The sequence below is a fragment of the Aeromonas sp. 2MA4 genome, from assembly GCF_029237305.1.
Lineage (GTDB): Bacteria > Pseudomonadota > Gammaproteobacteria > Enterobacterales > Aeromonadaceae > Aeromonas > Aeromonas salmonicida.
Genome location: NZ_JAACFY010000029.1, coordinates 15,317 through 35,869, shown reverse-complemented (window position 1 = coordinate 35,869; position 20,553 = coordinate 15,317). Strand labels below are relative to the sequence as shown.

General features: G+C 58.8%; 18 protein-coding genes, 5 tRNA genes and 1 pseudogene. 14 read left to right on the top strand and 10 right to left on the bottom strand.

All coding sequences use genetic code 11. The features are described 5' to 3' along the window. Window positions 1–240, top strand: a pseudogene (locus GWQ31_RS20980) (integrase core domain-containing protein); the annotation flags it as partial. On the opposite strand, the gene GWQ31_RS20975 reads toward GWQ31_RS20980, so the two are convergent. From GWQ31_RS20975 to dapA, 3 genes are all read right to left on the bottom strand, one after another. Further along, on the bottom strand, window positions 237–1,340 hold the full coding sequence (locus GWQ31_RS20975; protein ID WP_275910197.1) for an HDOD domain-containing protein: 1,104 nt from the start codon (window positions 1,338–1,340) through the stop codon (window positions 237–239). The pseudogene GWQ31_RS20980 and the gene GWQ31_RS20975 sit on opposite strands and share 4 nt — an antisense overlap. A gap of 4 nt (window positions 1,341–1,344) precedes the next feature. Beyond that, on the bottom strand, window positions 1,345–2,985 hold the full coding sequence (locus GWQ31_RS20970; RefSeq protein ID WP_059169272.1) for a sensor domain-containing diguanylate cyclase: 1,641 nt from the start codon (window positions 2,983–2,985) through the stop codon (window positions 1,345–1,347). Window positions 2,986–3,079: 94 nt separating this feature from the next. Next, window positions 3,080–3,952: a 4-hydroxy-tetrahydrodipicolinate synthase gene (gene dapA, locus GWQ31_RS20965; RefSeq protein WP_005314009.1), complete on the bottom strand. Its 873-nt coding sequence runs from the start codon at window positions 3,950–3,952 to the stop codon at window positions 3,080–3,082. Window positions 3,953–4,231: 279 nt separating this feature from the next. Here dapA and rsmC point away from each other — a divergent pair, with 279 nt between their 5' ends. The 9 genes from rsmC (at window position 4,232) to GWQ31_RS20920 (ending at window position 9,217) form a co-directional block, all read left to right on the top strand. Next, complete coding sequence (gene rsmC, locus GWQ31_RS20960) at window positions 4,232–5,260, top strand: 16S rRNA (guanine(1207)-N(2))-methyltransferase RsmC (protein ID WP_275910196.1); 1,029 nt, start codon at window positions 4,232–4,234, stop codon at window positions 5,258–5,260. A 107-nt stretch (window positions 5,261–5,367) separates the two neighbouring features. Continuing rightward, window positions 5,368–6,627 carry a glucose-1-phosphate adenylyltransferase gene (gene glgC, locus GWQ31_RS20955; protein WP_275910198.1) on the top strand — a complete coding sequence of 420 codons (1,260 nt, stop codon included), beginning with the start codon at window positions 5,368–5,370 and terminating at the stop codon, window positions 6,625–6,627. Continuing rightward, the gene (gene glgA, locus GWQ31_RS20950) at window positions 6,617–8,077 is read left to right on the top strand and encodes a glycogen synthase GlgA (protein WP_265462594.1); all 1,461 of its coding nucleotides are present in this window, start codon (window positions 6,617–6,619) and stop codon (window positions 8,075–8,077) included. The genes glgC and glgA overlap by 11 nt, the downstream gene beginning before the upstream one ends. A gap of 116 nt (window positions 8,078–8,193) precedes the next feature. Then, window positions 8,194–8,279: transfer RNA gene (locus GWQ31_RS20945), tRNA-Leu, on the top strand. Window positions 8,280–8,332: 53 nt separating this feature from the next. Beyond that, window positions 8,333–8,418 (top strand) — tRNA-Leu (locus GWQ31_RS20940). Between the two features lie 44 nt (window positions 8,419–8,462). After that, window positions 8,463–8,548: transfer RNA gene (locus tag GWQ31_RS20935), tRNA-Leu, on the top strand. Between the two features lie 44 nt (window positions 8,549–8,592). Continuing rightward, a tRNA-Leu gene (locus GWQ31_RS20930) sits at window positions 8,593–8,678 on the top strand. Between the two features lie 71 nt (window positions 8,679–8,749). Continuing rightward, window positions 8,750–8,835: transfer RNA gene (locus GWQ31_RS20925), tRNA-Leu, on the top strand. 109 nt (window positions 8,836–8,944) lie between these two features. Continuing rightward, a complete protein-coding gene (locus GWQ31_RS20920; protein ID WP_170946462.1) occupies window positions 8,945–9,217 on the top strand; it encodes a late competence development ComFB family protein in 273 nt (90 codons plus the stop codon). On the opposite strand, the gene GWQ31_RS20915 is transcribed toward GWQ31_RS20920, so the two are convergent. Beyond that, a complete protein-coding gene (locus GWQ31_RS20915; RefSeq protein WP_005314021.1) occupies window positions 9,212–9,421 on the bottom strand; it encodes a hypothetical protein in 210 nt (69 codons plus the stop codon). The genes GWQ31_RS20920 and GWQ31_RS20915 overlap by 6 nt on opposite strands. A gap of 301 nt (window positions 9,422–9,722) precedes the next feature. Between GWQ31_RS20915 and nhaC the strand changes: the two genes are divergently transcribed. After that, window positions 9,723–11,132 (top strand): Na+/H+ antiporter NhaC, encoded by a 1,410-nt coding sequence (gene nhaC, locus GWQ31_RS20910; RefSeq protein ID WP_275910195.1) that lies wholly within the window; start codon window positions 9,723–9,725, stop codon window positions 11,130–11,132. A 91-nt stretch (window positions 11,133–11,223) separates the two neighbouring features. Here nhaC and GWQ31_RS20905 read toward each other — a convergent pair whose 3' ends face one another. The 5 genes from GWQ31_RS20905 to treR form a co-directional block, all read right to left on the bottom strand. Further along, a complete protein-coding gene (locus GWQ31_RS20905) occupies window positions 11,224–11,556 on the bottom strand; it encodes a hypothetical protein (protein ID WP_017412399.1) in 333 nt (110 codons plus the stop codon). A gap of 375 nt (window positions 11,557–11,931) precedes the next feature. After that, complete coding sequence (locus tag GWQ31_RS20900; RefSeq protein WP_275910194.1) at window positions 11,932–12,543, bottom strand: sugar O-acetyltransferase; 612 nt, start codon at window positions 12,541–12,543, stop codon at window positions 11,932–11,934. Between the two features lie 3 nt (window positions 12,544–12,546). Beyond that, window positions 12,547–14,208 (bottom strand): alpha,alpha-phosphotrehalase, encoded by a 1,662-nt coding sequence (gene treC / locus GWQ31_RS20895; RefSeq protein WP_275910193.1) that lies wholly within the window; start codon window positions 14,206–14,208, stop codon window positions 12,547–12,549. A 70-nt stretch (window positions 14,209–14,278) separates the two neighbouring features. After that, window positions 14,279–15,709, bottom strand: a complete 1,431-nt coding sequence (gene treB, locus GWQ31_RS20890; protein ID WP_275910192.1) for a PTS trehalose transporter subunit IIBC — start codon at window positions 15,707–15,709, stop codon at window positions 14,279–14,281. A 191-nt stretch (window positions 15,710–15,900) separates the two neighbouring features. Beyond that, window positions 15,901–16,848, bottom strand: coding sequence for a trehalose operon repressor TreR (gene treR / locus GWQ31_RS20885; protein ID WP_275910191.1), 948 nt, complete (start codon window positions 16,846–16,848; stop codon window positions 15,901–15,903). A gap of 140 nt (window positions 16,849–16,988) precedes the next feature. Here treR and GWQ31_RS20880 point away from each other — a divergent pair, with 140 nt between their 5' ends. The 3 genes from GWQ31_RS20880 (at window position 16,989) to ansB (ending at window position 19,405) form a co-directional block, all read left to right on the top strand. Further along, complete coding sequence (locus tag GWQ31_RS20880) at window positions 16,989–17,939, top strand: AEC family transporter (protein ID WP_275910190.1); 951 nt, start codon at window positions 16,989–16,991, stop codon at window positions 17,937–17,939. 81 nt (window positions 17,940–18,020) lie between these two features. Then, the gene (locus tag GWQ31_RS20875) at window positions 18,021–18,215 is read left to right on the top strand and encodes a heavy metal-associated domain-containing protein (protein WP_087756615.1); all 195 of its coding nucleotides are present in this window, start codon (window positions 18,021–18,023) and stop codon (window positions 18,213–18,215) included. 131 nt (window positions 18,216–18,346) lie between these two features. Continuing rightward, on the top strand, window positions 18,347–19,405 hold the full coding sequence (gene ansB / locus GWQ31_RS20870; protein ID WP_275910189.1) for an L-asparaginase 2: 1,059 nt from the start codon (window positions 18,347–18,349) through the stop codon (window positions 19,403–19,405). 103 nt (window positions 19,406–19,508) lie between these two features. Here the strand turns inward: ansB and GWQ31_RS20865 are convergent, their stop codons facing one another. Next, the gene (locus GWQ31_RS20865; RefSeq protein WP_275910188.1) at window positions 19,509–20,495 is read right to left on the bottom strand and encodes a sodium:calcium antiporter; all 987 of its coding nucleotides are present in this window, start codon (window positions 20,493–20,495) and stop codon (window positions 19,509–19,511) included. Window positions 20,496–20,553 lie beyond the last annotated feature (58 nt).

Here is a 20,553-nt window from a genome sequence, read left to right as displayed (position 1 = left end):
AGCACCTGCGCACCAAACCTTACACACCCCAAACCAATGGCAAAGCAGAGCGCTTCATTCAGACAGCGCTGCGTGAATGGGCGTATGCACGGAGCTATGACTCGTCAGCGCAACGGGCAGAACACCTTGCAACCGTGGCTGCATGAGTACAACTGGCATCGTCCTCATGCAAGTCTGGGCTATAAGCCCCCCATCAGCCGTCTTCAATCTGTGAACAACCTGGTGGGTTTACACACCTAGGTGGCGAGAAACGCTTGCCCCCACATTTGTGCCTGAAAATAGATGGGTGTCAGCCTGGCAGGATCCAGCTGGTAGTGCGGTGCCAGCTGGGCAAGCAGCGGCCAGTCTCCTTGCTCGTAGGTTTTCACCAGTTGGAACAGATGAAAGAGTGGCCCCTCATGGAACTCCAGCGCTCGCTGCACATCCTTGGGCAGATGAGCCTTGAGCTGGGCGGAGAGCAGTGCACCATCCAGCACCAATCCCACCAGAAAGGCCCAGCTGGCGGCATCCTTGCCAAGCGCAGTCATGGCAATCAGCTCGCAGAAGCGGCCACGGGCGATGGCCATGCGGGTACAGGCCTCCGGCATGTGATGACTGACCCGCGCCAGCCCGTAGATGAGGACGAACTTGCGGATCTCCTGCTCCCCCAGATAGGAGAGGGCTCTCGGCACAGAAGTAATGGAGCTGACGTGATCAAAGCCGGGAGCATTGACATAGGTAAGCAGCTGGCCCGGCAGCCAGGCGTCCTGCTCCAGCAGGCTGGCGACCCTGGCAAAAGAGAACTCCTCGTGGCAGATGACTTGCAGTATCTCCTGCACCAGCTTCATGTCCGGCTGGGCGGCGCGCTGATTGACCAGTTCGGGACGAGCAAGAAAACCGCCGGCGAAGAAATCGACCCCGGCCTCCTTGAGCGGCAAAAAATCCCCCCAGGTCTCGATGTCCAGAGCCATTCGCTTGTGCTCGGTCGGCTGGCTGATCCCCTCCTCTCCCATCCAGAACACCAGCAGACGGCAGGCGTTGAGCCAGCGTGGTTCGCGCTGGGCGCAGTGCACGGCCAGACGCCGCCGGTAGTCACGCCACTGGGTCAACACGGGAAACGAGGCGGGCAGGCGCTCGGCAGAGGCCTCGACCAGCGGAATGGTATCCGGGTCAAACAGCAAGGGACGTTGCTCATCGAGCTGTTCATGGCTGAAGGGCAACAAGTATTGACGCCCCTGGGCCAGCAGACGGCATTGCGCTGCGAGCAGAGCCCACTCGGCAGGGTCGGCAAGCTGGTAGTCAATGCCATAGGCAACGAGGGCAAGACGGCGGTTGAAGATGGGGTAACGACGTAACAGCATGGGCTCACCGATAGGCTAGCGTACACGCCCTCCCCTGCGACTTGGCATGATAGAGCGCCTGATCGGCCTGTTCGGTCAGGCTCTGCCATGTTCCATCCAGCGAGGGAACCAGATAGCTAAAGCCTATGCTAACCGTAATGAAATCAGCAACTCGGGAAGCCGGATGCGGGATCTTTAATTCACTCAGCCCCTGGTGAATCTGTTCGGCCAACCGCTCGGCTTCACCAGGCTGCGGACCGCACAGCAGGATCACGAACTCCTCCCCACCGTAGCGCGCCACCAGATTGGTGCGTCGTCGCTCCGCCTCCTGCAGCAGGCTGGCTACCTGTTGCAGACACAGGTCTCCCTTGGCATGACCGAAGTGATCGTTATAGGACTTGAACTCATCCACATCGATCATCAATACCGCCAGCAAGCTTTGATGACGACGGGCCCACTCCCACTCCCGTTGCATGGTGAGATCCCAGTGACGACGGTTGGCGATGCCGGTCAAGGGGTCTTCCAGCGACAGCATGGACAGTCGTTTGTTGGCCTCCTCCAGTGCCCGGTTGGTTTCTGCCAGCTGCATGGTGCGCTCGCTGACCCTCAGCTCCAGTTCCCGGTTGAAATGCTCCAGCGCGGCCTGGGTGCGTTGGCGGATCAACAGTTGGGAGAGCATGGCGGCGTACTGCTTGAAGATCTCGCTCTGATAGGCCTTGAGTGGCCGACGCCACAACAGGTTGTCGGCAGCAATCCAGCCGATGGGCATGTCACCGTCCCACAGCGAAACCATGGCATTCCAGCCGCGCCCCACCTCCTGCTTCTCGTAGTAGAGCGGCGCATCTTCCAGCACCAGCACATAATCCTTGCGACGCAGCGCCTCCTGCACAGTGGGGTGCTCCGGGATGGGGCTGACGAAGTGGTGCTCGTCGATGAGCTCACCCGCCTCGTTGGTTCCCCAGGTTCCGCGCATGGTCTTGAACTCGGCGTCGACCAGGAAGATGGCGATGCGATCAAACTGCAGATCCTGGCGCGCCAGCGCCACCGCATCGTGCAGCAGCTGCTGCTCGCTATCGCAGCGGGAAAGCTTGACCCCCACCTGATGGAGCGCCTGCAACATGCTGAGGAAGGAGTCCTGCAACGCCTGACTGCGGATGAGGTCGGCCTGGGTGTGTCTGCGCTGATCCCGCTCCTGATCGATCTGGCTGGCGAGCAATCGGCTCTCCAGCTCGGCGGCCAGGTAGTGCATCAGCAACTGGATACTCTGCTGCTGGCGTCGGGAGAGGCGATCGAGACGGCGACGGGTCTCCAGATAGACCACTGCCTCCAGCCCCTTGTGGCGCTTGAGCGGGAAGCAGGCACGCAGGCGCGGCGTTTCCGGTTCGACGGTTTCCCAGACATCGGCGGTAGGGGCTGTCTGCTCCACCACCAGCTGACCCTTGTCGAGCGCATGTTCGATGAAGATGATGGGGAGTTTGGCTGGCGCAAGGGCCTCTGCATTCAGGCAGATCAGCCCCTGCTCCAGTTGAAAACTGTAAAGTTGGGACTCGGGCGCCCGCAACCAGAGGTAAATCTGTTCGGCTTCTGTCTTTTCCCTGACTGCTGCCAGTGTCACTTCACAGAGGTGTTCAAAACTGGTGAAGTGCTCTGGATCCCATTCCTGCATGCCTGCCATCCTTGGTTGTATCCAAGCGAGTATATCGGCAAACATTGCACATTAATTGACTAGGCAGTCAAAAGCGCGATCCAGAGCCCACTTTTTATAACAAATTCAATGCCTGCATCGCACTACGGATGCGCTCGCGGGTCGCCTCGGACAACGGCATCACCGGCAGGCGGCACTCTTCGCTGCAAAAGCCCAGCAGGGAGACCGCATACTTGGCGCCTGCCGGACTCGGCTCGGCAAACATGGCCTGATGCAGCGGGATGAGTTTGTCCTGCAGTTCACGCGCTTCCTGCCACTTGCCGGCCAGGGTCAGGTTCTGCACCTCGGCCACCAGTCTGGGTGCCACGTTGGCGGTAACAGAGATACAGCCTTGCCCGCCACCTATGTTGTAAGCCACTGCGGTAGCATCTTCACCTGAGAGCCAGGCAAACGGCTTCTTGATGAGCTGACGCTCGGTCCAGGGACGAGCTAGGTCACCGGTGGCATCTTTCACGCCGGCGATGCGCGGCAGTTCGGCCAGACGGGCCAGGGTGGCAGGTTGCACGTCAACGATGGCGCGCGGCGGAATGTTGTAGACGATGATGGGTTTGCTGGTGGCGTCGTGTACCGCCTTGAAGTGGTGATAGAGTCCCTCCTGATTGGGACGGTTGTAATAACCGGCCACGTGCAGGGTGGCATCGGCTCCCGCCTGCTCGGCATGACGGGTATATTCAATGGCTTCGACCGGATTGTTGGAACCGGCTCCGGCGATCACCGGCACCCGGCCGGCTACCTGCTTGACCACCAACTCCACCACGCGGCAATGCTCGTCGTGGGTCAGGGTCGGACTCTCGCCCGTCGTACCGACCGGCACTATGCCGTGAGTGCCCTGCTCTATGTGCCACTCCACCAGGCGGGCCAGTGCGGCCTCATCCAGCTGGCCCTGTCGAAATGGGGTGATCAGGGCAACTATCGAACCTTGAAACATGGGATTTCCTTCTCCTGGATACGGTAAAAATACTAATAAAAAACCCCGGTACGGGTTGCGCAACCGGGGTTGAATCTTCTCAGGGATGAGAGGTTACGCGCGAACGTCGGCAGGCCCGAATGTCAGGCTTTTTTTGTGCTTTCGTTTCAACTCGTTGGACCGCATTTCATCATCTCTGGTCAAAAAATGGTGTCTGGGCATATTTCGGGAACACGGCATAAATGTCAAGGCGAAAGGGGCTATGTATAATGGCCACCCAAAATTGCGTGGAGAGACCCGATGAGCAGCCCTATCAGTGCCGTCAGCCAGATGCTGGAACGAAACCAAGCCCTCTTTGTCGGCAAGCGGCTACTTGTCTGCGGCACCCTGGAGGATGACTATCCCCGCCAGCTGGCTGAGCTGGCCAGTTCCCTGACTGTGTTTACCACGGATTATTGCTACTACCGCAGCCAGCAGGCAACGTTGGGTGACGCTATCATGTTCGACCACCAACTGGGCGGTGCCCCCCGTTTCGATGCCCTGCTGCTGCTGATGCCCAAGGCCAAGGCAGAGGCGCAATATCTGCTGGCCATGATGACCCCCTTGCTGGAGGCAGGTGCAGACCTGTTTCTGGCCGGGGAGAATCGTGGCGGCATCAATGGCGCCGACAAGCTGCTGGCGCCCTACAGCGAAAAACCGATCAAGCGCGACTCGGCCCGCCGCTGCTCTCTCTATCACGGCGAGCTCTGCAAGCCGGTCGCCCCGTTCGAGCTGGATAGCTGGTTTGGCCGCTACCAGTGCAAGGCCGGTGACACCGAACTGACCGTGCTGGCCCTGCCCGGCGTTTTCAGCGCTGCCGAACTGGATCTCGGTACCCAGATGCTGCTGGCGGCGGTGGCACCGATGAGGGGCGAGCTGCTCGATTTCGGCTGTGGCGCCGGGGTGATTGGATCTGTTCTGGCCAAACGCAATCCGGGGCTGGAGGTCAAGATGGTGGATATCAGCGCCCTTGCGCTGGAGTCGAGCCGTCGCACCCTGGCCATCAACGGTTTGCAGGGACAAGTCCAGGCCTCCGACGTCTATTCCGACATCACAGGAAAGTTTGACCACATCGTCTCCAACCCCCCCTTCCACGCCGGTCTAAAGACCTTCTATGCGGCCACCGAAACCTTCCTCGCCAAGGCACCTGAGTACCTGTCGGCGAATGGTGGCCTGACCATAGTCGCCAACGCCTTCCTGCGATATCAACCTATACTGGAAACGCACTTCAAACAGACCGACATAATCAGAAACGATGCCAAATTCAAGGTCTATCTGAGCAAAGTGTAAATAAGTGTAACCAGCGTCAGGAAACTGGTAGTGAGCCCCATCCGGGATCTGATAAGGTAAATACCAATCGTATAACCACCCCTTTAGGGGTGTTTTTTTGCAGTGATCTGAAAACCTTTTCATATCATCAACTCAGGGAGAGAAATACGATGGCAGGCATACTCACCATGATACTGGCGGGCGGAGAAGGAACCCGTCTCCAGCCGCTTACCACCACCCGCAGCAAGCCCTCTGTCCCGTTCGGTGGCAGTTATCGACTGATCGATTTCGTCCTCAACAACTTCGTCAACGCTGACTTCCTGCGCATCTACGTCTTGACTCAATTCAAGTCCCAGTCCCTCTATCTGCACATGAAGAAGGGCTGGAACATAGTCGGCATCACGGACCGCTTCATCGACCCTATTCCAGCCCAGATGCGAATGGGAAAACGCTGGTATGACGGCACGGCCGACGCCATCTATCAGAACCTGCGTTTCATCGAGATCTCGGACCCGGAGCACGTCTGCATCTTCGGCTCAGACCACATCTACAAGATGGACGTGAGCCAGATGGTGACCTTCCACAAACAGAAGGCCGCCGCCCTGACCGTCGCAGCCCTGCGCATGCCCATCGAGGAGGCAAGCGCCTTCGGGGTGATAGAAGTGGATCAGGAAGGCCGCATGATCGGCTTCGAAGAAAAGCCCAAACATCCGAAGCACATTCCCGGCGACCCCACGCAGGCGTTGGTTTCCATGGGCAACTACATCTTCGAAACCGAAGCGCTTTATCGCGAGCTGAAGCGTGACGCCGCCGAGGAGAACTCCAGCCACGATTTTGGCAAGAACATCATTCCCAGCATGTTCCCCCGCGCCCCCGTCTATGTCTATGACTACAGCACCAACGTGATCCCGGGCGAGAAACCCACCGTCTACTGGCGCGATGTGGGCACGCTTGACTCTTATTGGCAGGCACACATGGACCTGGTCGCCGACGATGCCCCCTTCTCCCTCTATAACCGCAAGTGGCCACTGCATACTCACTATCCGCCCTTGCCACCGGCCACCTTCGTCGATACCGATGACTGCAAGGTCAAGATAGCCAACTCCCTGATCTCCGGCGGTTGCTTCATTCAGGGCAGCCAGATCCAGCGCTCCATACTGGGATTTCGCTGCAACATAGGCCCCTGCAGCCACATCAGCGAGTCAGTGTTGCTCGGGGATGTGAAGATAGGCGAAGGTTGCTCCATCAGACGCGCCATCATTGACAAGAACGTTGAAATTGCACCCGGCACCGTGATCGGTGAAAATCTGGACCATGACAGAGAGAGATTTACCGTATCCGAAGGCGGTATCGTCGTGGTACCTAAGGGAGCAAGAGTTGGCTATTAACCCACTGAAAATCCTGTTTGTTGCCTCGGAAGTTGAGGGGCTTGTGAAGACCGGGGGCCTGGCAGATGTAGCCAGAGCCCTGCCATTGTATCTGGCCCAGAAGGGCCATGACGTCAGGATCATCTTGCCCTTCTACAAGACGATCAAGCGCCGTGATGAGGCCAGACTGATCGCCTCTCGCTGGTTGCCAACCCATCCGGGACTGCCGGACATCGGCTATCGCATCTATCAGATGGAGCTGGAAGGGGTCTGTGTCTATCTGCTCGACTGCCCGCAATATTTCGATCGACCCCAGCTCTACGCCGAGAACAACCAGGCTTATGGCGACAACGGTGAGCGGTTCGCCTTCTTCTCGGCCGCAGCGCTACATGCCTGCGAGCAGCTGGACTTCGCCCCCGAGATAGTGCACTGCAACGACTGGCATACCGGTCTGCTGCCGCTGCTGCTCAAGACCCGCCATGCTCACAACCCCTTCTTCCAGCACACCCGCAGCGTGATCAGCATTCACAATGCAGCCTTTCAAGGAGTATTCGGTCGGGAGCAGTTCTGGGCCATGCCCGAGATTGCTGACTATGAACAGCGCATCAGCTACGACTATGGTCACGTCAATCTGCTCAAATGCGGTGTGCTCTATGCCGACAAGATCAATGCTGTCAGTCCCAACTATGCCAGTGAATTGCTGACCCACCTGGGCGCCCACGGCATGGCCAGCGTGTTCCAGCAGCGGGCTGCCGACTTGCGCGGCATTCTCAATGGCTGTGACTATAAGGATTGGGATCCGGCATTTGACGACTTCCTGCCCGCCACCTATGACGTGGACAACCTCGCTGGCAAACGGGTCTGCAAACAGACGCTGCAGCGGGAAGCAGGCCTGCCGGTCACGGACTTGCCCATCTACGGCATGGTGTGCCGCCTGACCGAGCAGAAAGGGGTACACCTGCTGCTACCCGTGCTGGACAAGTTCCTGCATCACAAGGTGCAGGTGGTGATAGTGGGGTCGGGTGATCCCTCCCTCGCCGCCCAGTTGCAGGCCACGGCACAGCGATACCCGGACAAGCTCGCCTTCCTCAACACCTATGACGACAGACTGGCCCATCTGGTGGAAGCGGGCGCCGACTTCTTCCTGATGCCCTCTCTGTTCGAGCCTTGCGGCCTCAACCAGATGTACAGCCTCGCCTACGGCACCTTGCCGCTGGTACGGGCCGTCGGTGGCCTCAAGGATACTGTCGTGGACTGGGATGCGGAACCTGAGCATGCCACCGGCTTCTGTTTCAACGATCCAACCGCCAATATCCTGCTCGATGCCATGCGCCGCAGCCTGCTCTATTACCTGCAGGATCCCGAGCGGTTTGCCCAGGTACAGCGTAATGCCATGAATACCCGCTTCAACTGGCCGGATTCGGTCACTCAATACGAGCAGATGTATCAGGATGCACTGGCCCGGCAGTGATGCTCATTGCTGAACTTTTGTGCCCTTGATGCCGCTTTGAACGTCAACAGCGAAAAAAGTCCCCTTTGGCTGTTGACGCTCATCCAAAACTCTATAGAATCCCCCACCGCAGTGATGCGAAGGTGGCGGAATTGGTAGACGCGCTAGCTTCAGGTGTTAGTGTCCCACGGATGTGAGGGTTCGAGTCCCTCTCTTCGCACCAATACTGCCATGCTGATTCAGCAGCATGTAAATCCAACTGGAAAACCCGAATGTGCGAAGGTGGCGGAATTGGTAGACGCGCTAGCTTCAGGTGTTAGTGCCCCCCGGGTGTGAGGGTTCGAGTCCCTCTCTTCGCACCATGCTTCTCCAGACAGCATGTAAATCAAAACTGGTAACACAATGTGCGAAGGTGGCGGAATTGGTAGACGCGCTAGCTTCAGGTGTTAGTGTCCCACGGATGTGAGGGTTCGAGTCCCTCTCTTCGCACCATGCTTCTCCAGACAGCATGTAAATCAAAACTGGTAACACAATGTGCGAAGGTGGCGGAATTGGTAGACGCGCTAGCTTCAGGTGTTAGTGCCCCCCGGGTGTGAGGGTTCGAGTCCCTCTCTTCGCACCATGATTCTGACATGTAAAAACAGAGCAATGCGTTCCAACCGCATTTAAAAACCAGCTGGAGAAAATCAGTGTGCGAAGGTGGCGGAATTGGTAGACGCGCTAGCTTCAGGTGTTAGTGTCCCACGGATGTGAGGGTTCGAGTCCCTCTCTTCGCACCATTCCTTATATAAAAGGCCCATCACGAGAGTGATGGGCCTTTTGTTTTTACTCCTTGTTATGACTATGCTTTTGACAACTTACCGCCCATCGTCATGCCAAGGAGCGCATATGATACTGGATACCGATATTCACAACTTCTATGAACATCTGGTGCTCAAGGAGATCGAAAAGCAGGGGCTGAATCAGAAACTGAACAGCGAGCAGATGGCCGATCTCTGCTGCCTGACCCTGAACCAGCTGCCTTCCCACTATATTCGCCACGATGTCGACATGATCTACTTCCTGACCGACGCCAAGCGTACCGAGATGGAAAACAACGTCATCGCATCGCTCAAACAGGCGCAAGAGAAGGTCAAGAACGCCCCCCCAGCCCAGTCATAACCAGGGTTGCTGCCAGAGCAAAGCCGCTATGCCTGTCATCCCGGCCACCGGCAGCAGTATCAGGACAGGCCTCAGCCTGGGTTCCAGCATGACCCAGGCAGCCAGCACAAAACCCAGACTCCAGATGCCGTACTCCTTCTCCTGACCCCAGCCCAGCACGGCCAGCAGTCCGACCAGCAGCACGACTCTCACGATCCAGATCATGGTGATATATCCTCTTGCATTAATTGATAATGATTATCATTTGTATTTTATAAGTATGCAATCGGACTTTGCTATCGGTGTCGAATGTCACATTCGGGCCAATAGAGCGCTCAAATACAGGTTATGAGATCAACTAATTTGTAATTTTTTCAATCAAAATTGCATTTTTGCTAAATCAGTTGGGATTTCCCCCCCCAGGTTTGTGGTAGATTGCGGCCTCTTTTGGGTTGGCTCCTCGGGATACAGGTATCCACAGGACGAGAGGGTCCGACCTTGGCGAGCAAGAGTTTAGGAAGCATCTATGCAAAACCAGCAAAACCAAATTCGATTACCGGGCATGTTGCAGGTATTTGGCTGTCTGGCCATTTTCCTGGCCCTGGCATTCTCGTTCACCAGCGTGCTGGACCTGCCAATTCAGTTGGCACTGTTCATCGCCTGGTTCGTCATCATGGGGCTCGGCATCAAGCTGGGTCATGATTACAAATCCCTGGAGCAAGCTGCCGTTGACGGTGTTTCCAAAGGGATGGGGGCCATCCTGATCCTGGTCTCCGTCGGCGCCCTGGTCGGCACCTGGATCGCAGGCGGTATAGTCCCCAGCATCATCTACTTCGGCCTCAAGGTAATACACCCGTCCATCTTCCTGCTGGCGACGCTGATCATCTGCTCCCTCACTTCGCTGGCCACCGGTACCTCCTGGGGCTCTGCCGCCACCGCCGGCATCGCCATGATGGGGATAGGCCACAGTCTTGGCGTCCCTGCGCCACTGGTGGCGGGTGCCGTGCTCTCCGGCGTCTACTTCGGTGACAAGCTCTCCCCCCTCTCCGACTCAGTGGTACTGGCCTCCACCATGTCCAATGTCGATGTGGTGGAACACATCAAGGGGATGCTGCCCATCAGCCTGCTCTCCTACATCATTACGGCCGCACTGTTTACCGTGGTCGGCATGCAGTATTCGGGCAACGTCAGCCTGGAGCAGGTCAATCTGGTGATGGAGGCGCTCGACAACCAGTTCAACATCACCCCGCTGGCCATAGTGCCGGTCGTACTGGTACTGGGTCTGCTCGCCAACCGCAAACCCGCCTTCCCGGTGATCAGTTTCGGCGCTCTGCTGGGGCTTGTCTGGGCCATAACGTTCCAGGACATGGATCCGGTCAAGGCGATGCATTCCGCCTACAGTCCCTTCCCCATCACCTCAGGCATCGGCTTTATCGACAACATACTGGGGCGCGGCGGCATGGAATCCATGCTGGGTTCGGTCGCCGTCATCATCTTCGGTCTGGGCTTTGGTGGCCTGCTGGAGAAGGTAGGTATTCTGGAAGTGATCGCCAATGCCTTTGAGAAGCGCATCAACAGTGTCGGCAGCCTGACCAGCCACACCATAGGCACCGCCTTTCTGGCCAACGTATTCGGTTCGGCCATGTATGTGTCACTGATCCTGACTCCCAAGATCATGGCCAAGAACTACGACCGGCTGGGACTGGCACGCAAGAACCTCTCCCGCAACGCCGAGTTCGGCGGTACCCTCACCTGCGGCATGGTGCCCTGGAGCGACAACGGCATCTTCATGGCCGGGGTACTGGGGGTGGCGACCCTCGACTACCTGCCCTACATGTGGCTCAGCTTCACCTGCATCATAGTGACCATCACCCTCGCCTATCTGGGCAAGGCGGTGAACCGGGTTCCCGTCATCGAAGCGGCCAGCTCCCGCTGATCGACACAGCAAACAACAAAGGCGCCTCAGGGCGCCTTTGTTGTGTCTGGACAGTTTTCAGGGGTAGAAACCGCGGCTGATGTCCCTCGGCTTAGCGCTGCTTGCCGCTGCCGATACCGAACGGGATGCGGTAGTCGCTGCTCTGCTCACCCAGGCTGACGGTCAGGTTGCCCTGAGTGCGGCTCGGAATACGTACCTGCTGGGTGCCCATCAGATTGGCGTGAACGGAAGCCACCACATCCCCGGACTCGTTGCGCACTTCCAGCATGGGGTTGGTTTTGCCATCCACAGCGGCGGTTGCATGCCAGTTCACAAACAGCACGCCCGGTGCAGCGTTGAAGTCAGCGGGAACGGAAGCCTGAGCAAAACCGGCAGTCATCAGGCCTGCAACGGCCAGCATCTTGATTACGTTTTTCATGTTCATTCACTCTCTTGGTTTTTGTGTCATTGCCAAGGCCGGTTCGGCCTGAATCAATGCATCCTTGCAAGAGGTTATTCAAATAGTATGTAGTTCTTTCACCGACGTCTGACACTCTGGTTTCTGGTGTCATCGCCTGAAACAACCTGTTATTTGGCCACCTGGCGTTCCTGCCTAAGCGTTGAGTGAATATTAAACACCTCTGCCCACCTTTGTTAGCGAGATAAACTGGCCTAGATGTTCAAAAAAACTGACCGTGATGTAAATCACAGGTTCAGATACAGCTCACGGTGCAACTGACACTGAACTTCGGAGGGGATAAGAACCGGGATGAGGGGGAAACTTCATGCATAAAGGGCAGGATCCCCTGCCCCTTGATATTTAGATGCTCGCCAGCTCCTCTGCCGTCATGGGCCGCAAGACCCTGCAAGGATTGCCGACGGCAACCACATTGGCCGGAATGTCTCTGGTGACCACAGAGCCTGCGCCGATCACGCTGTTGTCCCCTATGGTGACACCAGGGCAGATAACTGTGCTGCCACCGATCCAGACGTTATTGCCTATGCGCACTGGTTTGCCAAACTCGACCCCCGCCACCCGAGGGACAAGGGCAACGGGGTGAGCGGCGGTGTAGATCTGCACCCCGGGGGCCAACAGCACGTTGTCGCCGATATGCACCTCGCACACGTCGAGGATGGTGCAGTTGACGTTGGCATAGAAGTTCTCCCCCACATGGATATTGGCGCCATAGTCGCAGAAGAAAGGCGGGTTGATACCACACACATTGCCCCGGCTGCCGAGCATTTCCCGCAGCAGCGCATCCCGCGCCGGTTTCTCCTGCCAACTGGTATTGAAGGTGTGATAGAGGAAACGACAGCGCTCGCGCGCCGCCTTGAGCTCGGGATCCCCCGCATCATAGGGCTGACCCGCCACCATCTTTTGCCACTCGGTGCCGTGCACCGGGGCCGTTGCTTTTGCCATCACCTCACTCACCACCTACTCCACCAGCCAGATCAGGGATTCATAGGGACGCAGCATACAAGATTGCGGCATTGCCGGACTATCGGGGTAGTTGCCAAGCAGCAGACGGCCTTCCCTCTCTTGCAGATCTTGCTGCAAGTCGAAGGCCACAGGCTCACCGTAGAAATTGCTTACCACCAGCAGGGTCTGACCCTTGGCACTGCGGGTATAGGCCCAGATGTGCTGATGGCCTGGCAACTGCTCCTGATAATCCCCCTGCGTAAAGATGGGATGCGCCTTGCGAAGCGCGATCAGATCCCGGTAGTGCCAGAACACTGAGCCCTGATCGGCCAGTGCCGCTTCGGCGTTGATCTCGGTGTAATTGGCAGCGGGCCTGAGCCAGGGCAAACCTTGGGTGAAGCCGGCATTGGGGGCTGTGCTCCACTGCATGGGTGTACGTGAGTTGTCGCGAGACTTGGCACCGAGAATGGCGAGGATCTCGGCTTCGTTCATGCCTTCGGCCTGCTTGATGGCGAAGATGTTGCGGCTCTCCACATCCTGGTAATCGTCGATGCTCTGATAACCGGGGTTGGTCATGCCGATCTCCTCCCCCTGATAGATGTAGGGGGTGCCCTGCAGCCCGTGCAGGGTACTGGCCAGCATCTTGGCGGCGACCACGCGATGCTCGCCCTCGTCCCCGAAGCGGGAGACGATGCGCGGCTGATCGTGGTTGCACCAGAACAGGGCCGACCAGCCCTTGCCGTGCATGCCGCTCTGCCAGTGGTTGAAGATACGCTTCAGTTCGAGGAAATCGAACGGCGCTTTTGTCCACTTGTCGCCGTTGGGGTAATCGACTTTCAGATGGTGGAAGTTGAATACCATGGAGAGTTCGGAGCCATCAAGGGCACCGTAGCGCTGGCAGTGCGCCAGCGAAGTGGAGGACATCTCACCCACCGTCATGGCGCCGACCGGGGCGAATACGTCGCGGCTCACATCCTGCAGGAATTCGTGGATGCGCGGCCCGTCGGTATAGAAGCGGCGGCCATCGCCCACGTCGTCGTTCGGGAAAGTCTGATCCTTGGAAATCAGGTTGATGACATCAAGGCGGAAGCCATCAACCCCCTTGCCGGCCCAGAAGTGAATGATGTTTTTGACCTCGGCGCGCACAGCCGGGTTTTCCCAGTTGAGATCCGCCTGCTCGCGGGCAAACAGGTGCAGATAGTACTGGCCGGTGGCGGTATCCAGCTCCCATGCACTGCCACCAAACTTGGATTGCCAGTTGTTCGGCACACCGCCATCCACCGGATCTTTCCAGATGTAGTAGTCGCGGTAGGGGCTGTTTTTATCCCCCAGCGCCGATTTGAACCAGGCGTGCTCGGTAGAGGTGTGGTTGACGACTATGTCCATCACGATACGAATGTCGCGGGCATGGGCCGCCGCCAGCAGCGCCTCGAAATCGGCCATGGTGCCGTAGGCAGGATCAATCTGGTAGTAATCGGCAATGTCATAGCCGTTATCCACCTGGGGGGAAACATAAACCGGGGTCAGCCAGAGGGCATCGACCCCCAGGGTCTTGAGATAATCGAGGCGGGCCATGATCCCCTTGAGATCGCCGGTGCCACGGGCGCCCGAATCCTGAAAGCTCTTGGGGTAGATCTGGTAAATCACGGCACTCTGCCACCAGGGAGTTTGGCTCATGGGTCTTTCTCTTGTCTCGAATAAAAAATGGAGAGGGCGGCCCCTTGCGAGGCCGCCCTGATGAGTGCACTCAAGCGATGGCTTGAGCCAGTTTGCCCGAGGCCTGTTGACGCTTGTAGACCAGCAGGGTCAGCACCAGGGGCACCACTATCGCCACCAGCATGGCGATGGCGTAGATGGCCCAGTATTGCGGCTGGATGGAGAGGATACCCGGCAGGCCCCCTACCCCTATGCCGTTGGCCATCACACCGGCGAAACCGCAGATGAGGGCCGCGCAGCTCGAGCCCACCATGGCGCACAGCATGGGGAACTTGTACTTGAGGTTGATGCCGTACATGGCCGGTTCTGTCACCCCCAGGTAAGCCGAGATAGCGGCAGGCACGGAGATCTCCCGCTCGTTCTCCTTGCGGCTGATGAGGATGATGCCCACCACTGCCGACGCTTGCGCGATATTGGACAGGGCGATCAGCGGCCAGATTGGCGTGCCACCCATGCTCTGCATCAGCTGCAAGTCCACCGCGTTGGTGGTGTGGTGGATGCCGGTGATGACCAGGGGCGCATAGAGGAAGCCGAACAGGGCGGCACCAATTGGTGCAAACGAACCCGTCATGGCCGCCTTGGCGGCAAAGCCGACACCGTCACCAATCCAGCGACCGAAGGGGCCGATAAAGGCGTGCGCCACTATCACCGCCAGCAGCAGGGAGATAAAGGGCACTATCACCAGATAGAGATACGCCGGAATGATGCGCTTGAGGTTGGTCTCCACCCAGGCAAGGAATACCCCCGCCAGCAGCGCCGGAATGACCTGGGCCTGATAACCCACCTTTTGAATGACAAAGAGGCCGAAGTCCCATACTTCCGGGGTCTGCTGGCCGATGCCATAGGCATTCATCAGCTGCGGCGACACCAGTGTGATACCCAGCACGATACCGAGGATCTCGGAGCCGCCCATCTTCTTGACCGCGGACCAGCAGACGCCCACCGGCAGGAAATGGAAGATGGCCTCACCCAGCAGCCAGAGGAAGGCATGCACCTGGGCCCAAAACTGGCTGATCTCGACCAGAGTGCGGGTCCCGTCGTCGAACATCTTGATGTCGCCGATGACGTTGCGAAAACCCAGGATCAAACCGCCTGTGATGATGGCGGGCAGCAAGGGCACGAAGATCTCCGCCAGGTGGGAGATGCCGCGCTCCAGCGGATTCATGTTCTGACGGGCAGCCAGCTTGGCGGCATCCTTGCTGCCACCGCTGACACCAATCTCCTCGGTGAGCGCCTTGTACCAGTCATCCACCTCGTTGCCGATCACCACCTGGAACTGGCCAGCATTAGTGAAGCAACCCTTTACCACCGGTATGGTCTCGATGGCCTTGCTATCGGCTTTCGCCGGATCGTTCAGGACGAAGCGCAGCCGGGTCAAACAGTGGCTGACGGTGGCGATGTTCTCCTTGCCGCCGATCTTGTCGATCAGGGTGGCAAGCTGCTGTGCGTTGATCTTGGACATGAGTCTTCCCTCTGTGACTCCATTGATATTGGTCTGCCTCGCCCTTTTGGGCCAGTCTGTCGGCCGGAGCGTTTTTGGTATCGTTCCCATTCAGCATGCAGGCAATTTGGCCAGATCGAAATGGGAACGTTCCCATTTCGTGGTCAACATCACAGAAAGCGCATTTTTTATGCAGGGCTAAGTGATGGGGCTCACAGTGTGTGGCAGGGCGCTATGGTCGCCAGCGGGCAGCGGCCCTGCTCAATCTGGCCGAGCAGCTGACGGGCCGCCTGCTCCCCTGCCCTTTTGTAGCCAAGATCCAGGCTAAGGGCATTGGGAAAGAGAAAACTGAGCATGGGGTTGTTGCCAAGGCCGGTCACCAGCACTTCGCTACGCCCTTGTTCTTGCAAGTATTTTGCTGCACCTATGGCGAGGGTGTCACTGGCGCAGACCAGCGCCTGGGTGGTGGGGGTAAGCAAGTCGGCAGCCAGCCGGTAGCCACTTTGCAGGCTGAGATCGCCGAGGGCACTGCGCGCCGTCAGTCCCTGTTCCCGGCAGTGCGCCAGATAGGCATCGAGCCGGCGCTGGCCCGTGGTGAGATCCGAGGTATCGACCCCGAGATAAGCGATGTCGCTTATCCCGCGGATGGCCAGCTCTGCCAGCATGGAGCGCACAGCCCCCCCATCGTCGAAGCAGACCGAGGAGAAACCGGGATATTCGCGCGCCACCAGCACCAGTTTGTCCTTGAGCGTGGCCATGGCCGCATAGTCCAGATCATTGAAAGCAAACAGGATAATGCCATCCACTCCGCGCCGCTCCAGCACAGCAAGATGCTCCTGCACCTTGGCGGGGGAAAACTTGCTCTCCATCAGCACGGCGTCATAGCCACGCTGATAGAGGGTCTCCAGCATGCCCCGCACCGCCTGATTCTCGGAACTTGAGTCGAGCCGGGAGACGATGATCCCCACTACCTGCTGGCTCTGGCTGCGCATGGCCCGCGCCGACTTGCTCGGCACGAAGCCGTGCTCGGCGATGACCTGCTCCACCCGCTCGCGGGTCGCCTGCTTTACCTTGGGATCCTGGTTGAGCACCCGGGAGACGGTCGACTTGCCGACACCCGAGAGGCGGGCGATGTCGAGGATGGTCAGTTTCTTGTCCATGAATTGGCTCACAGGGGGATCGGCGGTGGAATTGCCCACATTGTTGTGATTAAGCCCTGTGAATACAAGCCCATGGCGTTAGAATGCCTTTTTTGCCCCGGCGATCGCCGCGCCGCTCGCCATTGCACAGGACGCGCATCATGGATCTGTTGGCAAGTCTGCACTTCTCCCTCTCCATCACAGGCCCCATCTGCGTGGTGCTGCTGCTCGGCATCTGGCTAAAGCAGCTGGGTCTGCTGCCCGACAGCTTCGTCGAATCCGCCTCCCGCCTGGTGTTTCAGGTCACCCTGCCCGCCCTGCTGTTTCTCAGCATGGTACGCACCGATTTTTCCACCATGCCGAGTCCATGGCTCATTCTCTACGGCTTGCTCGGCACCCTCACCGGCTTTCTGATCCTTGAGGCACTGGCGGCCCGCTTCATCCCGGAGCGGCGTCAGCGCGGCATCTTCGTGCAGGGCAGCTTTCGCGGCAACATGGGGATCATGGGGCTGGCTTATGTTCAAAACGCTTACGGGCCGGAGGGGATCGGCGCCGCCGCCCTGTTGGTGGGCTCGGTAACCGTGCTCTACAACATCCTGGCCGTCATCACCCTCACCCGCAGTCTGGGGGGCGGTAAAGGGATCAAACCCATTCTTAACGGGATCGCCAAAAACCCTCTCATCATCGCCATCCTCTCGGCCCTGCCATTTGGCCTGCTCGACATTGAGTTGCCCCAGCTGGTCATCACGACGGGCAACTACTTCGCCAACATGACACTGCCACTGGCCCTGCTCTGCACCGGCGCCAGTCTCAACCTCAAGGCCCTGCGTGGGGGTGCCATGCTGACCGGCTGGGCCACCGTCAACCGCTTGTTCTGCATTCCCTTGTTGCTGGTGCTGGGGGCCTGGGCGCTGGGCTTCAGCCAGCAGGCCCTCGGCATACTGTTTTTGATAAGTTCCACCCCCACTGCCGCCGCCAGCTATGTAATGACCCGCGCCATGGGGGGCGACAGCGCACTGGCCGCCAACATCATAGCCACCACCACGCTGGGCTCGCTCGTCACCACCAGCCTGGGCGCCGCCCTGATGAACTATCTGGGGTTGATGGGCTAGTCTGCATCGGGTATGGCAGGGCTTGACCTTGCTGCGGGCGGCAGCTTTAGGCTGGCTGCACATCAACAGAGGAGTGATCCCATGACCATCGAACTCACCATTTCCGGCATGTCCTGTGGCGGCTGCGCCGCCAGCCTGCAAAACGCCCTGCTGGCCCAGAGCGCTGTTAGCCAGGCCCGGGTGGATTTCGCCAGCAGCAAGGCCGTCATCGAAAGCGATCTGAGCAAGGCGGAGCTGATCGCCCTGATTGAAGCCAAAGGCTTCCTGGCGAGTTAAATTATCTCTATAGAGGTATAAATCAGGTTAAAATTCTGTACCCAGCTGTTTTTTGGTGAGAGTCATCACAGACCCCCTCAACAGAAAGCGCAAACTTGCTGCAATTTTTATCACTCAGAAGGATTTGCAGCATGACTCTCCCTATCCGCAAGACACTGCTCGCCGCCGTCGTTGGCCTGACCCTCTCCCCGATGGCCATGGCCCTGCCACAGGTTCATATCCTGGCTACCGGTGGCACCATAGCCGGAGCGGGACAGTCCGCCACCCAGTCCAACTACGAGGCAGGCAAGGTAGCTATCGAGACCCTGATTGCTGCAGTTCCCGAGATGAAGAACGTGGCCGAGGTGCAAGGAGAGCAGGTAGTCAAGATCGGCTCCCAGGACATGAACGACGAGGTGTGGCTCAAGCTGGCCAAGCGGGTCAACGAGCTGCTGGCCAAGGATGACGTGGATGGCATCGTCATCACCCACGGTACCGACACCATGGAAGAGACTGCCTACTTCCTCAACCTCACCGTCAAGAGCGACAAGCCTGTGGTGCTGGTCGGTGCCATGCGCCCCTCCACCGCCATGAGTGCCGATGGCCCGCTCAACCTCTACAACGCTGTCGTCACCGCCTCCGACCCCAGCTCCAAGGGTCGTGGCGTCATGGTCGCCATGAACGATACAGTGCTGGATGCCCGCGACGTCACCAAGACCAACACCACAGGGGTGCAGACCTTTGCCGCCCCCAACTTCGGCCCGCTGGGTTACATCCACAACGGCAAAATCGACTATCAGCGCACACCGGCACGTCTGCACACCAGCAAGACATCATTCGACGTGAGCAAGCTCGACAAGCTGCCGCAAGTGGGCATCGTTTACAGCTATGCCAACGCCACCGATCTGCCGGCCAAGGCCATGGTGGATGCCAAGTTTGACGGTATCGTCAGCGCTGGCGTGGGCAACGGCAACCTCTACCACACACTGTTCGATACCCTGGCCAAGGCGAGCAAGGACGGCATCCGCGTGGTGCGTTCCGCCCGCGTACCGACCGGCGCCACCACCCTGGATGCCGAGATCGACGATGCCAAATACGGCTTCGTGGCCGCCGGCACCCTGAACCCGCAGAAGGCACGCATCCTGCTGATGCTCTCCCTGACCCAGAGCAAGGATCCGGCCCAGATCCAGCGCTGGTTCCAGCAGTTCTGATCCCGGAGCTCAGCATCAGCTGAGATATTTTGATGACAATAAAAAGGGCAGGATGGAATCCTGCCCTTTCTCATGGCGTCACGCTCATGAACCCCATATCTCGTCAGCTCACCACCAACCAGCCACAGAAACCGAGATAGACCAGCCCAACCCAGGCCAGCCTGCCCGCCGTCATCTGCGCACGGCTGAAGCCCCACCACAGCAGCACTACCGCCAGCAGGGTCACCAGCGAGGAGACCATCATGGTGCTGTCGAGCAACCAGGGGGTAAACAGCAGGCAGAACGCCTTGGGGATCGTGCCCTGGATCATCATGGCGCCTGAGATGTTGGCCAGCGCCAGCCGGCTCTTGCCCTGCCGCACCCAGATCAGCACGTTCATCAGCTCCGGCATCTCGGTCGCCACCGGGCTCAGCAGCAAGGCCGCCAATACGGGGGAGAGACCAAACAGCTCGCCCATGCTTTCCAGCTGGTGCACAAAAAGCTGGGCAGCCAGCGCCACCACCACCAGCGCCACCAGGGTCTGCAACAGCACCTTGCCGAGCGCCGGGATCTCGGCCTCGGGATCCAGCTTGAGGGGCTCGGGCAACTCGACCTCGTGGCTGTCGGTCTGCTTCAGCTCGCGCCGCACATAGACCAGATAAACCAGCACGAACAGCGGCGCCAGCCAGGCCTTGCCGGTGAAGGCCACCATGCCGAGGGCAACAGCCACCAGGAAGATACCGACAAACCAGGCTTGATCCCGACCTATCTCGCGCTGCACCTCGCCGTCGATGACTCGATGGGCACGGCTCATGCACAGCACCAGGGTCACGCCGACGGCGGCATAGCCTATGGTGGCCAGTACAAGAGGGCCACCGAGAGCGGCGCCAATCCCAATCTGTTGCTGGGCGGGAGCATCCCCCATCAGCAAGGCGGTCAGGGTGACGATGCATTCGGGCAAGGCCGTACCCAGGGCTGCCAGCAGGGAGCCGGTGGCACTCTGGGAGAACTTGAAGTGATGGCCAGTCCATTCGATACCATTGACGAAATATTCGCAGGCCAGGTAGATGGTGACGGCAGAGAGCAGAAATAACAGCAGGGTGATCAACATAATAGGCAACCGCCAGGCGAGCAGAACAACCGATGGACCCGATACGGCTCGCCCGGCT